The sequence below is a fragment of the Micropruina sp. genome, assembly GCF_047602085.1.
Lineage (GTDB): Bacteria > Actinomycetota > Actinomycetes > Propionibacteriales > Propionibacteriaceae > Micropruina.
The window spans coordinates 285564-300596 of the sequence record NZ_JASGID010000004.1 but is presented as its reverse complement, the minus strand read 5'-3'; the positions used below and the strand labels follow the sequence as shown (position 1 = coordinate 300596).

Below are 15033 nucleotides of genomic sequence, written 5' to 3'. Positions count from 1 at the left end.
GTCAGTGTTTCTCCAGGGATGCGCTGGTGAAGGCAGCCTTCGTTGGTTGAGCTTGTCGAAACCCTTCGTGGGGGCACTCTGTTGGGGGTCTCGACTGGCTCGACCAGCGGAAGTCAGTGTTTCTCCAGGGATGCGCTGGTGAAGGCAGCCTTCGTTGGTTGAGCTTGTCGAAACCCTTCGTGGGGGCACTCTGTTGGGGGTCTCGACTGGCTCGACCAGCGGAAGTCAGTGTTTCTCCAGGGATGCGCTGGTGAAGGCAACCTTCGTTGGTTGAGCTTGTCGAAACCCTTCGTGGGGGCACTCTGTTGGGGGTCTCGACTGGCTCGACCAGCGGAAGTCAGTGTTTCCCCAGGGATGCGCTGATGAACGGGTCTGCGAGAGCTGGTTGCGTTGCTCAGCACCTGCCTAGGGCGAGAAGAGCAGCAGCAGGCCGGCGCAGGTGTAGCCGATCATCAGCACCAGCATGGGCAGCTGGCCGATGATCACCCGGTGGGTCGGTAGCACGGCCAGCGACTCATCGTGAGCGAGCAGCACACCCAGCAGGTGGCCGACCACGATGGCGGTCAACTGGATGACCGCCACGACTTCGGGGTAGTCGAAGATGCCGGTGTTGACCCCGAGTTCGGCGGTGCCGAAGACGTTCCAGCCGAGGCCGAGGGGATCCGAAGCCAGGATCGCCGTCCGCTGGCCCTCGAGCACCAGCAGGCTCAGGTAGTGCGCGAACGAGTATCCGACCACGATCGGTACCAGGCTCGATGACGCGGTGTCGGACCAGCCGGTGGCGGTGGCTCGTGCCGCCAGCGCGAAAGCCGCTCCGACCAGCAGGGTCATCCCGATCAGCCCGGCGGTGCCCCAGATCTCGCGGGGCAGGGTCGAGGTTTGCACCCACCCCACCCAGCCGGTGATGTTGGTGAAGCTGTCGTAGGCGGTGATGCCCAACAGGGTGCAGTTCACCCAGGCTGCGCCGCGGGGAACCACCTCGGTCGCGGCATGCCGGAGCGGGTTGACCAGGTGGATCACGCCGTCGATGCATTGCCACGGTGAGAGCGTGGCGATCCGCTCGGCGAACACCTCGAACGGATCGGTGGCCGCAATCCAGCGTTCGCCGAACAGCAGCGCACCGCCGAGGGTGAGGACGAGCCAGGCGATCATCCACCAGCGCAGCACGGCAAGCGTGTTGTTGTCGGGCTGGACCAGTTCGAGCCAGGCGAAGCCGAGCAGGGTCAGCACACCGGGCAGGACGCCGATCCGCTCCCAGGTCGCCTGCCGCAACGGACGGACGGGGGCACGCGCGGCGAGCACCAGCCGGGCCAGCGTCCGCAGTGGGTTGGCGCGGCGCCAGACCGGTCCGAAAAGCAGCGACAGCGGCACCAGGCCCACCCAGACCCAGACGAACACGAACCCGAAGATCGGGTTCGTCACCAGGTCCTGGCCGAACCACAGCGCCAGCGCCATCCAGCCGAACAGTGCCAGTACGACGATCCGGACGGCGGCGCGGGCAACCGGGTGGTCGACCAGGCGGGTGAGGCCCGGCAGCGCGAGCCCGGACGGTCGTGTGTACCGGGGACGGCGCCAGGCAGCGATCAGCACCGCGAAGGACACCACCAGCGCCACCGCGGCGCCGAGCAGGACGAACTCGAACGGCAGCGGCAGATCCTGCCGCGAGCCGAGTCCGTGCAGCGGCAGTCTCACCGGATCTGCAGGACGGCGATCAGTAGCTCGGGATGGTGCGATTCCACTTCGTATCGGCCGGTGCGGTCGGCCACCATCTCGACCCTGACCCGCTTGCCGGCCTTCACCTCGATCTCCTTGTCGAAACCGTGGACGTGTACCTCGTCGTCGCGGTCGGAGGTGATGTCCAGCACGAAGGTCTCGCCCTTGGTCAGGTCGATCCGGCTGCCGTTGGGTGACACCTTCCCGTCGGCAAGCTCGATGGTGATGGTAGTCGGCGCGGAACTTGGGCTGGCCAGCGTCGGGTTGCTGGAGGACGTCGCGGACCCCGGGGTCACCAGCGGCGAACTGCTGGTATTCGGCGAGGACGCCGGGGCACCGGCACAGCCGGCGGCGAGCACGAGAAGAGCGGCCACGGGAAGGATTCTGCGCACCCGCCGATTCTTGCATGCGTGGGCACGGCACCGGGCCGCCGGGCGGTCGAACACCCGGGGGCGGATCGGCGGAATCGGGCCTATCTCGGAGAGGTCGACCTCGGCCGGCTGACGCGGCGATACGTGCGTTTTCAGGATCGCCGGCGGTTGCAGCGAAGCTCCTCGCGCCGAAACGAGCGTTATGCGGCCGCTACGCCAGGCCCATAACGCTCATTTCGCCGCGTCCGGAGCGAGACATTCAGTAGCCGTGGATCAATACGCACGTTTCTCCGCGTCAGTCGGCCGTGATACCCACGAAGTAGGCTGATCGGACGAGTCGGCGACAGCAAGGAGAACCGCACGTGGTGGCTTCCGTGAGCAGGACCGAGGCACAACTGCTCGCCCGCGACCAACCGGCGCAACCCTGGCATCAGCTGAGCGTGCTGGTGGTGGACGGGCCGGCGCCGGCGGCGTCCGACCTGGGCCGGCTGGTCGGGCAACGGATCGGCTACGCGCCGCGCTTCCGGCAGAAGCTCGCCGGCACCGGCTTGCAGGCCTGGGCGGACGACCGGGGCTTCAACATCGGCGGCCACCTGCACAGCGTCACCCTGCCGTCCGGTACGACCATCGAGGAGTGGCTGGCCGAGCAACTCGCCGTCCCGCTGGATCGGCTGCACCCGTTGTGGGACGCCACGATCCTGACCGGGCTGGCCGGGGGTGCGTGGGCGTTGGTCGTGCGGGCCCATCCGGCCCTGATCGACGGTGCGGACAATGTCCACCTGCTGCACGAATTGCTCGATGAGGAAGCCACCCCGATCGCGGCCGACGTGCCCGAGTGGCGGCCGTCCGACGAGGAGCCATCACTCGGTATCGCCGGTCTGTTGCGCGGTGTGAGCGATCCGATGCGAGCGCTGCGGGACACCGCCGCCGGCCTGGGCGGACTGGCCGAGTACGGCGTCCGGCAGGTCATGACGGTGCCGGAACCGCGTCACGTCGCGTCGGTCGAGTGCCCGCTGGCCGATCTGGCCGCGATCGCCCGCGCCGTCGGCTGTGCGGTGCATGACGTGATCGTCGCGCTGGCCACGGCCGGCGTCCGTGGCTGGCAGGCCGCCCGGGACAAACCCCTGTACGACCCCGTGGCACTGATCCCGTTGGCGGTCGACGACGGTGGAACCAGCGCGCTGGGCTGCCAGGTGGTGCCCCAGTTCATCCAGCTACCGGTGACCACGATCACGGCGAGGGAACGGCTGATCGCCATCGCCACCCTCACCCAGGCCCGGATCGACTCCGATCGCCTGGTGCCGGCGACCGAGCTGACTGAACTCGCCGGTTTCACACCACCCAGCACCCATGCGGTCGCTGCCGCCACGGTGGCCGCGGGGCGTCCGCACCAGGTGCTCATCGCGAACGTGCCCGGGCCGGCGACGCCGCGCTGGCTCGGCGAGCAACGGGTGCGGGCCCTGCACGCTTTCGCGTCCACGATCGACGACCAACAGATCAGCGTCGGCGTCAGCAGCCTGGACGGTCGGGTCACCTTCGCCGCCACCGCGATCGCTCCGCTGCCGACCTTCGCCCGGGACGTCGTCGAAGAGCTCGGTGTGCTGCGGCGGGAGGTGCGCTGATGCTGGTCTTCGTGCCGCTGACCGCCTCGCGGCTGACCGGGTGGGCCGTGGGCGGCCCGATCGTTCCGAGGCAGGCGTTCGCTGTGACGAGTTCACTGCGGCAGGCGTTCGGGTTCACCGCCGACGACGAGGAGGACGCCGAGCACACCGTGCTGCACATTGCTGGCCTGGCCGGGCTGTTGTACGGCCGGAAGCGGCTGGTGGCGGTCGTGGAGGCGTCCGCTCGCCCGGTACCTGGGTCAGAGTTCGGCGAGGTCACGGTGGGTGAGCTGCCCTGGACCGCGGTGACCGCACTGTTCAGCGACGACGCCGCGGACGCCGCCGCTGTCCTTCGCAAGCGGCTGAGCGGCCGGTCGTTGGCAACGGCCTGGGATGAGCAGGAGGTCGCTGACTTCCTGACCGAGCACGAACTGCTCTGGCACGGTCCCGGGGAGTGGAGCACGCTGGTGGGGCCGCTCGACGGTGACGACGCAGGGGCTCCGGTGGCGCTCGACCACGAACGGGCGTCGGACTCGGCGACAGGGTTCGAGTCCACCTGGGTCACCGCGTCCCTTGACGTGCGGAGCACCGCGGACGGCGGACTGAAGCGCACCTGGTTCGAGACGCCGGCCCAGTCCTTCCTCTTCCTGATCGGTGACGTGGAGTTGGGGGCCTACATCTACACCGACGACCAGGTGCCGTTGAACCCGGGAGACTCCGGTCGGGCAGTTGCGCTGCAGTTCTGGGCACCGGCCGCTCGTGAGTTGGCAACGCCGGGTCGCCCGTTCACCCTCATCTACGGCGACCGCGAGATCGGCCGTGGAACCATCGGAGGGCCGACCGAGCCAGCGCGGATATAGGTGACAGGTCGGATACGGATGGTTGCCATCACCCGTCCAACTCGTGCATGACGCAAGCGCCCGCTCTCGGGTTGTACTATCCGTTCCACAGCACAGGCTGGGTGACGTTGAGCGGACTCTGGGGTGGTACGTGGCTCGTCCAAATATGGTGTGATTAGGGGGAACGATGCACACAAGCGGAACTCCGATCACGAGTCTGCGAGCAGTCATCTGGTTGGCCGTGGAAGCCGCGATCTTCGCCGGCATCGCTGCCGTCGCCACGCTGGTGATAGGGGGCATATGCACGTACTACGGCCCCTGGGCAGATCCGCCGGGAACAAATGAGTCGTGGTGGGCGTGGCTCACGCTCGCGCTCGGGCTCGCTGCATGGCGATTCGTGAGGCGGTCACGGCGGGACCGAGCGGCGACCTCGTGAACCGGCGGCCATAGCTGAATCGGCGCCCGTTTTCGTCGAACTGGTTTACTGAAGTCATTAGCCTCGGTCTTTCCGGAAGTGGGGCCCGCGATCCGGGTGCAGTCCGGTCAGCATCGCGCAGGGTCACCCGTTCGTCTGCACGTCGGATGATCATGTTGCTCGGTCAGCCACAAGCTGGTGCTGGTGTGACTTCGGGCGATGCGGCAGGCTTGGGAGCCGCCAGTCCGTGCGTGACGAGGAGGAAGCCATGCCACGTTCCATCTGGAAGGGTGCGATCTCGTTCGGCCTGATCACTATTCCGGTCAAGGTCTACGGCGCCACCGAGACCAAGGACCTGTCGTTTCGCCAGGTGCATCCCGAGGACGGCGGACGGATCAAGTACAAGCGGGTCTGCGACGTGTGCGGCAAGGAGGTCCCCTACACCGAGATCGCCAAGGGCTACGAGACCGGCGACGGCCGGATGGTGATCCTGGAGGCCGAGGACTTCGACAACCTGCCGCTGCCCACCACCAAGGCGGTCGAGGTCGTCCAGTTCGTCGAGGTGGACGAGGTCGACCCCACCTATTTCGAGCGCACCTACTTTCTCGAGGCGGACGGCCCGGGCACGAAGCCGTATGTGTTGCTGCGCCGGGCGCTGGCCGACGCCGGCAAGGCTGCGGTGGTGAAGGTGGCGCTGCGGTCGCGGGAGTCGCTGGCGTTGATCCGGGCCAAGGACGACCTACTGCTGATGCACACCATGCTGTGGCCCGACGAGTTGCGGGACGGCTCGTTCGCGGCGCCGTCCGAAGACGTCAAAGTGTCGGCCGCCGAGGTCGACATGGCGCGGATGTTCATCGACCAGCTCACCGGCGACTTCGACCCGTCCCAGTTCACCGACGTCTACCGGGAAGCACTGGAGTCGGTCGTGCAGGCGAAGCTGGCCGGCGCGCCGGCTCCGGAGACCACCGAGGAAGCTCCCGCGCAGGCCGAGGTCGTCGACCTGGTGGCGGCATTGCGGGCCTCCGTCGAGGCGGCGAAGAAACGACGCGAAGAAGCTGCGCAGGCGAGCTGATATGCATAGATGTTCTTGTATCTGACTGGTTGTGCCGAAGAATCGCCAGTTGGGTGAGGGGTGCCACCATGGCTTCTTCTTGAGAGCCTGCGGTAATCTCAAGCCGTGGATGCCGTCAGCCGTGTGCCCCTACCCGTGAACGAGCCGGTGAAGAGCTATGCCCCCGACAGCGCCGAGCGCGCCGAACTCGAGGCAGCCTTGGCCGAACTGTCGGCGGCGCCGGTGGAGCTGACCGGCACCTTCGGGGCCGAACGCAGGCCGGGCCGCGGTGCGGACTGTTTCGAGGTCACCATGCCCTCGGATCGCCACACGGTGCTGGGAACGGTGCAACTGGTCAGCCACGGTGATGTGCAGCAGGCCGTCGACGCGGCCATGGCAGCGGCGCCCGGATGGGCCGATCTGGCCTTCGATCAGCGTGCCGCGATCTTTCTGCGCGCCGCTGATCTGATCGCGGGTCCGTTCCGGGCTCGGATGAACGCCGCCACCATGCTGGGTCAGGGCAAGACCGTGCAGCAGGCCGAGATCGACTCCGCATGCGAGTTGATCGACTTCTTGCGGTTCAATGCCCACTTCGCCCAGGAGATTCACGCCAACCAGCCGCAGAGCAGCCCCGGGGTGTGGAACCGCATGGACTACCGCCCTCTGGAGGGCTTCGTCTACGCGATCACCCCGTTCAACTTCACCGCCATCGCCGGCAACCTGCCGAGTTCGGCCGCGCTGATGGGTAACCCCGTGTTGTGGAAGCCGGCGCTGACCCAGATGCTGGCCGCCTCGGTGTTCACCGACGTGCTGAGGGCCGCCGGGTTGCCCGACGGCGTGATCAACTTGGTGCCGGGGTACGGCCCCGAGGTGTCGGACGTCGCGCTGGCGCACCCTGATCTGGCCGGCATTCACTTCACCGGCTCCACCCGGGTGTTCCAGAGCCTGTGGTCACAGGTTGGTGCGAACATTGCCGGGTACCGGTCGTACCCACGGATCGTCGGTGAGACCGGCGGCAAGGACTTCATCCTGGTGCATCCCAGCGCCGATCCGGCGATGGTGAACACTGCGCTGATCCGCGGCGCGTTCGAATACTCCGGCCAGAAGTGCTCCGCGGCCTCGCGCGCCTATCTGCCGCGCAGCCTGTGGAATGCGATTTCAAGGGATCTGATTGAGCAGGTCGAAGCCCTGAAGGTGGGCGACGTGCGCGACTTCACCAACTTCACCTCCGCGGTGATCGACGAGCGGGCCTTCGACAAGGTGACCGGTGCGATCGATGCGGTCAAGGCCAGCCCCGACGCCGAGATCGTCGCCGGCGGCAGCTACGACCGCAGCGAGGGTTGGTTCATCCGGCCCACCTTGGCCGTCTCGGACAACCCGAAGCAGGACATCTTCGTCACCGAGTACTTCGGCCCGTTGCTCGGCATCTTGGTCTACGACGACGCCGACTTCGAGGCGGTGCTCGAACTGGTCGACAGCGCGTCGCCCTACGCGCTGACCGGGTCGATCCTGGCCACCGACCGGGAGGCGATCCAGCTCGCCCAGAACCGGCTGCGGTACACCGCGGGCAACTTCTACATCAACGACAAGCCGACCGGTGCGGTGGTCGGCCAGCAGCCGTTCGGCGGTGCGCGGGCGTCCGGCACCAACGACAAGGCCGGATCGCTGTGGAACCTGATGCGCTGGACGAGCCCCCGGGCGATCAAAGAGACCCTGGTGCCGCCGACCTCAACGGGCTACCCGCACATGGTCTGAGTGATTCAGCCGAGTGGCCTTATTGAGACCCCGCGCGCCACTCGTCCAGGCCGTTGCTCGAGACCTCGCACCAGCCGCACCGGCGGGTGGCTTCGAGTAGTTCACCGCGTTGCGCCCGGCACCAGGTTTCGCCGTGGCAACTGCACGCACGCTCAAGCTACGGCGCGCTGCTCTTTCGTTGGTCGAGCTTGTCGAGCCTCGGACATCATGCCGGGGCAAGGGGTTTCGACGGTTTGGCGAAACCGCGCCCGAGGCATGCGAACCGGTGATAGGACGGAACCAGGAACGGCGCACCAGCCGTCTGCGGGCGCCGTCGGCGCCGCCAAACCCACCGCTACAAGGGGATCGACGATGACCATTCGCTCAGCTCATCGGCATGCAATCGGGGCTGTGCGTCCCGTCGACTTTGCCTACGACCGAGCGCCGATGATCGTCTATTGGGAGTTGACGAATGCGTGTGGGCTGGCCTGCCGGCATTGTCGCGCGACCGCCATGCCGCTGCCCGCCCCAGGTGAGTTGAGCACCGATCAGGCGCTGTCCCTGATGGACGACCTGGCCCGCTTCGGCGACCCCTTGCCGCACGTGGTCTTCACCGGCGGTGACCCGCTGCGCCGGCACGATCTCGATCTGCTGTTGTCTGAGGCGGGTCGCCGGGGCATCGGGGTCTCCTTGGCTCCCGCCGTCACCCCGCTGCTCACGGCCGAGCGTTTGGCGCAGGTGCAGCAGGCCGGTGTGCAGGCCATTTCGCTGAGCTTGGACGGATCGTCCGCGGTGTTGCACGACGGCGTCCGGGGGGTCGAGGGCACCTTCGAAGCGACCCTGCAGGCGCTCGACTGGGCCGCTGAGCTGGGGCTCCCGGTGCAGGTGAACACACTGGTTACCGACACCACCGCCGCTGATCTTCCGGCCGTCTATGACCTGCTGGTCACCAAGAAGTTGCTGCGCTGGAGTCTGTTCTTTCTGATCAGCATCGGCCGCGGCAGCGAACTGGTCGAGCTGACGTCGGCGGAGGCCGAGAAGTTGATCGTATGGTTGAACGGGCTTGCCCGCACCGCTCCGTTTCAGGTGAAGACCACCGAGGCCATGCACTACCGGCGGATCGCCGCGCGGGCGGCCCGTCGTCGGGGGCTGTCGGATGCCCAGATCGAGGCTCTGCCGATGGCACGGGGCTTCGGCATTCGCGACGGGAACGGCATCGTGTTCGTATCGCACACCGGCGACGTGACGCCGTCGGGGTTCCTGCCGCTGGCACTCGGCAACGTGAAGCAGCAATCACTGGTCGAGGTGTACCGCAACCACCCGACCATGCGGGCGTTGCGTCGTCCGGAGGAGTTCAAAGGACGCTGCGGCCGATGCGAGTTCAAGCGCTGGTGCGGCGGCTCACGGGCTCGTGCCTATGCCTGGACCGGCGATCCGCTCGAGTCTGACCCGTTGTGCGCGTTCGTGCCGACGGGCGACCGTGGGCGCCGACCGGTGTGATCAGCCGTCCCGTCGGGCTAGCCAGTTGTCACCGACCCGCTGCTGCACCGCGAATCCCTCCAGCAGCGCGGGTGCCGCCTGAGCCTCCAGCTTGCTGCCCACAAAGGGGATCTTGATCGTGAAGTCTCCGCTGACGTTCACCACGGTGCCCCGACCTCCGGGGTGCAGGTCGATCGCGGCCTCCGCACTGGCCGGCATGCCCTGAACCGTCAACTGCAGGGTGCCGGTACGTGCCCCGTCGGCAGCCGGGCCGTTCCAGCGCACGTCTTGCAGCAGGGTGAGGGTGTCGCCCAGAAACTTCTGCACCGAACCGGGCGTTCGCATCGTGCGATGCACGGCGCTGTGGGCCGCAACCGCGTCGACCCGGTGATCGAGGTCTCCGGATTCGATGCACACCCGCGCCAGAAAGACCGGATCGGTCAGCATGGCGTGCGTGGCGAAGGGGTCAGCGGCAAATTCATTGCGGGCCTCGATCTGCATGCGCGCCATTGTGCCGCAATGGCAAGCACGGGGAGCGGCCCACTGCAACCGCGGCCGGGCGAGGGTCGTGCGGGTCGTGCGGCGGCGTGGCCCCTGGTTGAGGACCAGTCAGAACAGTGTGATTTCTTCGCATCAGTGGTGTGGCAGGTAGGGGTTGCCGCCTCAGGCACTGGCCACGCGTGCGAAGAATTCACACTGGACCGCCGGCAGGGGGCGGCCACGGGGGGGAATTCCTCGCACACCGCCAACCCCCGGTTCTCGGCTGCGACAACGCCAGGGCGTCCACAGACGTTCGGGCAGTTGCTGACTAGAGTTGGCTGCCAACAGCGTTGTGGCCCACAAGGAGGCATGGTGACCGTGGCAATTGCGTCGCGTTCCGAGTGGATCACCAAATTGGATGGTTGCTTGGCCGATCTGCCTGAGGATTCATCGGCGTGTGTACTGCCGTCCGGGTTCGTCGAACAGTACCTGCGGCATCTTCCCGACGGCGAACTCACCCAGTTGCAGCCTTCCCACGTTGCTGCGCTGATTCGTGCTCACGTGGCGCTCGGACGCGTCCGGCACCCGGGTGAGGCCAAGGTGCAGATCGTGGTGCCGCCGGTCGACCGCCCCGGCGATTCCACCTTGATTCTGATCGTCACCGACGACCGTCCGTTCCTGGTCGACACCGTGAGCATGAACATCGTGCGCCGTGACTGGAGCATCAGGGCGCTCTACCACCCGCAGTACAGCGTGCAGCGCGGTGCGGATTGCACGATGACGGCCCTGGCCGACGGCCCTTCGGTGTTTCCCGAGTCGTGGATCTGCGTCGAAGCCTTCCCGCCGCTGGGTCACGCTGCTGCGGAATCGGCCGATCTGCTCGCCGAGGCCGTCGGCCAGGGGCTGGATAGCGTCCGGGCCGCCGTGGACGACTGGCGGGCGATGCAGCAGCGGTTGGCCCAGACCATCGAATGGCTCAACGACAAGCTGCAACCGGTCAGCCCGCACGACGTGCGTGCGGTCACCGATTTGCTGGACTGGCTGTCGAGTGGCAACTTCGTCCTGCTGGGCTACCGCGAATACCGGCGCGAGGCCGATCGGTATGTGACCGTACCGGGCACGGGGCTCGGCATTCTGCGTGGTGAACAGGGCGATGAGACGGCCTTTCACGCGTTCCCGCGGTCCGGCGACCACGAACTGCTCGTGATCACCAAAGATTCCCGACGCTCGCCGGTGCATCGGCCCGCCTATCTCGACTACATCGGGGTGCGTAGCTACGACGCCCACGGCGAGCTGACCGGCGAGCGCCGCTTTCTGGGCTTGTTCTCGGCCGCCGCGTACGGCGAAACGGTGTGGAAGATTCCGATTCTGGCCCAGAAGGCGCAACTCCTGATCGACAGGTCGGGCTTCGACCCGCAAAGTCACGGTGGTTCGGCCATGCGCCAGGTGATCGGCGCCTTTCCTCGTGATGAACTGTTCCAGGCCAGTGTCGACGAGCTATTCCCGGTGATCTCGCAAGAGGCTCAGTTCAAAGACCGCCGCCTGGTGCGGGTGTTCGTGCGATTCGGTACCTACGGGCGGTTCGTCTCGGTGCTGGTGTACCTGCCCCGCGATCGTTACACCACCGACGTGCGCGAGGCGATACAGCAGATTCTGCTCGACGAGTTGGGCGGGGAGTCCCTGGAGCACCAGGCGCGAGCCTCGGAGGGGGTGCTGGCCCGGTTGTTCTTCGTGGTGAAACGGCCCGACGGCAACCCGATCGACGCCCGGGTCGACCTCGACCTACTGCAGCAACGCATCGGAGCGGCCACCAGAAGTTGGGCCGACGAGTTCGAACAGGCCGCCCGTGGGTTGGCCAGCGAGGCCCGCGGCGTCGAGTTCAGCGACGCGTACAAGGAGGAGTTCCCGGCCGCGATGGCGGTCCGCGACCTGCAGTTGGCCAACGGGCTGAGTGATCTGAACGACCGCGCCTACGACGTGTACTCGCCGAACTGGGAGTCGGACGAGGCCGACATGCGGTTCAAGGTGATCGGCTTCAGGCACATGTCGCTGGCCGATGCGATGCCGCATCTGTCGGTGCTGGGTGTGGAGGTGGTCGACGAGCGTCCGTTCGAGTGGCTGCTGCGCGGCACGCCGGTCTACCTATACGACTTCGGGCTCAAACTCACCGGCGACATGGACGCCGCCGAAGACTGGGGGCCAGAACTGCAGAGCCGGTTCATCGCTGCCTTCGACGCGACCTACCGGGGGCTGGCCGAGCCGGGCAAATTCAACCGATTGGTGATGACCGGCGGGCTCACCTGGCAAGAGATCGCTTGGTTGCGGGCCATCTCGCGCTACTTGGTGCAGGCCGGAAGCCCCTACAGCCAGCCCTACGTGGCTGCCGCGCTGAACGACAACCCCGAGATCGCCGCCGCGCTGATCACGGCGTTTCGCACCAAATTCGACCCGGAACAGCAGTTCGTTGATGTGCCGGCGCGTCGGGCGGCGGTCGAGGCGATCTTCGCCGGCATCGAGCAGCAACTCACTGACGTGGCCAGCCTCGACGCCGACCGCATTCTGCGCCAGTTCGTGGCCGTGTTGCGAGCGATGACCCGCACCAGCGCGTTTCAGGCCGATGCCCCGGCACACGCCTTCAAGCTGCGGCCCCGCGAACTGTCGCTGTTGCCTGAGCCCCGGCCGCTGTTCGAGATCTTCGTCTACTCGCCGCGGGTGCAGGGCGTGCACCTGCGCTTTGGCATGGTGGCTCGCGGCGGGCTGCGCTGGTCTGACCGGCGCGAGGACTTTCGCACCGAGGTGCTGGGCCTGGTGAAGGCGCAGATGGTGAAAAACACGGTGATCGTCCCCACCGGAGCCAAGGGCGGCTTTGTGCCACAGCACCTGCCCGACCCGGCGAGCGACCGGCAGGCCTGGCTGGCTGAAGGCGTGGCCTGCTATGAAATATTCATCGGCGCACTGCTCAGCATTACCGACAACCTGGTCGGCGGCGAAGCGGTACCGCCGGCGTCGGTGGTGCGCTGGGACGACGCTGACCCCTACCTCGTGGTGGCTGCAGACAAGGGCACGGCCACCTTCTCTGACCTCGCCAACCGCATCTCGCTCGAGCGCGGGTTCTGGCTGGGCGACGCGTTCGCGTCCGGCGGCTCGGCGGGTTACGACCACAAGGCGATGGGCATCACCGCGCGCGGCGCGTGGGAGTCGGTCAAGCGACACTTCATCGAACTCGGCCGCGACTGCCAGCGCGAAGACTTCCGATGCGTCGGCATCGGCGACATGGCCGGCGACGTGTTCGGCAACGGCATGCTGCTCAGCCGGCACACTCAACTGGTGGCCGCGTTCAACCACCTGCACATATTTCTCGACCCGAATCCCGACGCGGCAAGCAGCTTCGCCGAGCGCTCGCGGCTATTCAACCTGCCCCGCTCGACCTGGGCCGATTACGACGCGTCGCTGATCTCAGCCGGTGGCGGGGTGTACGCCCGAACCATGAAGTCGGTGCCGATCAGCGCGCAGGTGCGCACGGCGCTGGGGCTCGCCGACGGCGTCACGGCGCTCACCCCGGCCGAACTCATCACCGCGATTCTCAAGGCGCCCGTCGACCTGTTGTGGAACGGCGGGATCGGAACCTACGTCAAGGCGTCCACCGAAACCCATGCCGAGGTGGGTGACAAAGCCAACGACGCCGTGCGGGTGAACGGGGCCGAGGTGCGCGCCACGTGTGCCGTTGAGGGCGGCAATCTCGGCTGGACGCAGTTGGGCCGCGTCGAATACGCGCAGAACGGCGGTCGGATCAATACAGATTTCATCGACAACTCCGCTGGCGTCGATACCTCAGACCACGAGGTGAACATCAAGATCCTGTTGGCCGACCGGGTCGAGGCCGGTGAACTCACCACCCAACAGCGCAACGAACTGCTGGCGTCCATGACCGACGAAGTGGCCGCGCTGGTGTTGGCGCACAACTTCGATCAGAACATCGCCCTCGCCAACGGCGCGATGCGCAGCGCCGAGATGGCCAACGGCCACGAGGTGTGGATGCGTGCCCTCGAGAACGCGGGCCTGCTCGACCGGCAGATCGAGTTCTTGCCCGGCTCTCGGGCGATGAAGGCGCGCCAGGACGCCGGGGTCGGGCTGACCCGCCCCGAACTGGCGACCCTATTGGCCTACACCAAGATCCACCTGTCTGACTTGGTGCTGGCCAGCGACCTGCCCGACGACCCGTACCTGGCCGACCGTCTGCTGCAGTACTTTCCCAAGGAGTTGCAGCACCGCTATGCCGATCAGATGCCGCAGCACCCGCTGGCGCGCGAAATCATCGCCACTGTTGCGGTGAACCGGTTTGTCAACAGCCAGGGCATCACCGCCTACCATCGGCTGTCGGGCGAGGCGAACGCCCCGGTCACCGAGGTGATCCGGGCCCAGTTGGCGGCGCGGTCGATCTTCGTCGTCGGCCGCTCAGAGGTCGCATTGGCGCGAATGACCGGGCTCGCCGCCGCGGTGGCCACCGAACTGCGTCTGGCGCTGCGGCGGATGGTCGAGCGGGGCACCCGCTGGCTGCTGTCAAACCGGCGTTCCGGCATCGACATTGTGGCTGCCACCAGCCAGTTCACCGACGGAGTGGCGCAGCTCAGGGGGCGGCTGAGCGAACTGCTCACCCCGCGGCAGGCGGCCCGCGCGGAGGCGACCAGGGCACGGCTGGCCGGGCTTGGCGTGCCTGACGACCTGGCCTCCGAAATCGCCCAGGACGCCTACGCGCACTTTGCGCTCACCATTGTTGAGATCGCGGACCGGTTGGGCACCGACCTGTACCGGGTGGCGCAGGTGTACTTCGCGCTCGCCGAGCAGGTGGGTCTGGACGCTCTGGAGGCGTCGATCGTGGGCCTGCCGCAGGACGACAAGTGGGGCACGCTGGCGCGGGCGGCGCTGCGCGAGGACGTCCACGCGGTGCACGGTGAGCTCACCGCGGCAGTGCTGGGCAGCGGGTCAAAGGTGGCACCGGGGCTGCTGGTCACGGAATGGCTGGCGGGGGTACCCGGATCGCGGGAGAAGATCAACACGCTGCGACAGGTGTGCGACGAGCCGGATGTCGCGCGGATGAACGTGGGCGTGCGCATGGCGCGGTCACTGCTGCCTGCGTGAGGAAGTGATGAATCGTTGGGCAAGCGGGTTGAGAGCTCGGTTTCAGGGAAGCGCTGAGCAATCGTTGGGGCGAGACGCTTGTCGAGACCTCGATCATCGGTGTTTCGACCAACTCAACCGGCGGCGGTAGTGCGGCTCAGCGTTCTCTGGGCGCGTCTGCCGAGAAACGTGCGTTTTCAGGCGTGCCGTCGCCGTGGTTCGGTCAGGGCGC

9 protein-coding genes are annotated in these 15033 nt (G+C 67.1%); 6 read left to right on the top strand and 3 right to left on the bottom strand.

The genetic code is table 11. From position 1 onward, the window contains the following. Positions 1–405: 405 nt before the first annotated feature. Together QM721_RS07760 and QM721_RS07755 are read right to left on the bottom strand one after the other, a co-directional pair. A complete protein-coding gene (locus tag QM721_RS07760; protein WP_415120652.1) occupies positions 406–1692 on the bottom strand; it encodes a hypothetical protein in 1287 nt (428 codons plus the stop codon). Next, complete coding sequence (locus QM721_RS07755) at positions 1689–2087, bottom strand: cupredoxin domain-containing protein (protein WP_415120650.1); 399 nt, start codon at positions 2085–2087, stop codon at positions 1689–1691. Before QM721_RS07755 ends, QM721_RS07760 begins: the two co-directional genes overlap by 4 nt. 371 nt (positions 2088–2458) lie before the next feature. Here QM721_RS07755 and QM721_RS07750 point away from each other — a divergent pair, with 371 nt between their 5' ends. From QM721_RS07750 to QM721_RS07730, 5 genes are all read left to right on the top strand, one after another. Continuing rightward, on the top strand, positions 2459–3706 hold the full coding sequence (locus QM721_RS07750; protein WP_415120648.1) for a wax ester/triacylglycerol synthase domain-containing protein: 1248 nt from the start codon (positions 2459–2461) through the stop codon (positions 3704–3706). After that, the gene (locus QM721_RS07745; protein WP_415120646.1) at positions 3706–4545 is read left to right on the top strand and encodes a DUF6912 family protein; all 840 of its coding nucleotides are present in this window, start codon (positions 3706–3708) and stop codon (positions 4543–4545) included. Before QM721_RS07750 ends, QM721_RS07745 begins: the two co-directional genes overlap by 1 nt. Before the next feature lie 662 nt (positions 4546–5207). Then, entirely contained in the window at positions 5208–6011 is an 804-nt protein-coding gene (locus QM721_RS07740; RefSeq protein WP_415120644.1) for a Ku protein, read from the top strand. A gap of 105 nt (positions 6012–6116) precedes the next feature. Then, positions 6117–7745 (top strand): L-glutamate gamma-semialdehyde dehydrogenase, encoded by a 1629-nt coding sequence (pruA, locus tag QM721_RS07735; RefSeq protein WP_415120642.1) that lies wholly within the window; start codon positions 6117–6119, stop codon positions 7743–7745. Positions 7746–8135: 390 nt separating this feature from the next. Then, positions 8136–9224: a TIGR04053 family radical SAM/SPASM domain-containing protein gene (locus tag QM721_RS07730; protein WP_415120640.1), complete on the top strand. Its 1089-nt coding sequence runs from the start codon at positions 8136–8138 to the stop codon at positions 9222–9224. On the opposite strand, the gene QM721_RS07725 is transcribed toward QM721_RS07730, so the two are convergent. Continuing rightward, the gene (locus QM721_RS07725; protein ID WP_415120638.1) at positions 9225–9704 is read right to left on the bottom strand and encodes a DUF2505 domain-containing protein; all 480 of its coding nucleotides are present in this window, start codon (positions 9702–9704) and stop codon (positions 9225–9227) included. Positions 9705–10055: 351 nt separating this feature from the next. On the opposite strand from QM721_RS07725, the gene QM721_RS07720 reads away from it, so the two are divergent. After that, positions 10056–14822 (top strand): NAD-glutamate dehydrogenase, encoded by a 4767-nt coding sequence (locus tag QM721_RS07720; protein WP_415120636.1) that lies wholly within the window; start codon positions 10056–10058, stop codon positions 14820–14822. Positions 14823–15033: the final 211 nt, after the last annotated feature.

Coding starts and splice junctions, on each gene's coding strand:
- QM721_RS07740 (WP_415120644.1), top strand. CDS start 5,208: ATGCCACGTTCCATCTGGAAGGGTGCGATCTCGTTCGGCCTGATCACT.
- QM721_RS07745 (WP_415120646.1), top strand. CDS start 3,706: ATGCTGGTCTTCGTGCCGCTGACCGCCTCGCGGCTGACCGGGTGGGCC.
- QM721_RS07725 (WP_415120638.1), bottom strand. CDS start 9,704: ATGCAGATCGAGGCCCGCAATGAATTTGCCGCTGACCCCTTCGCCACG.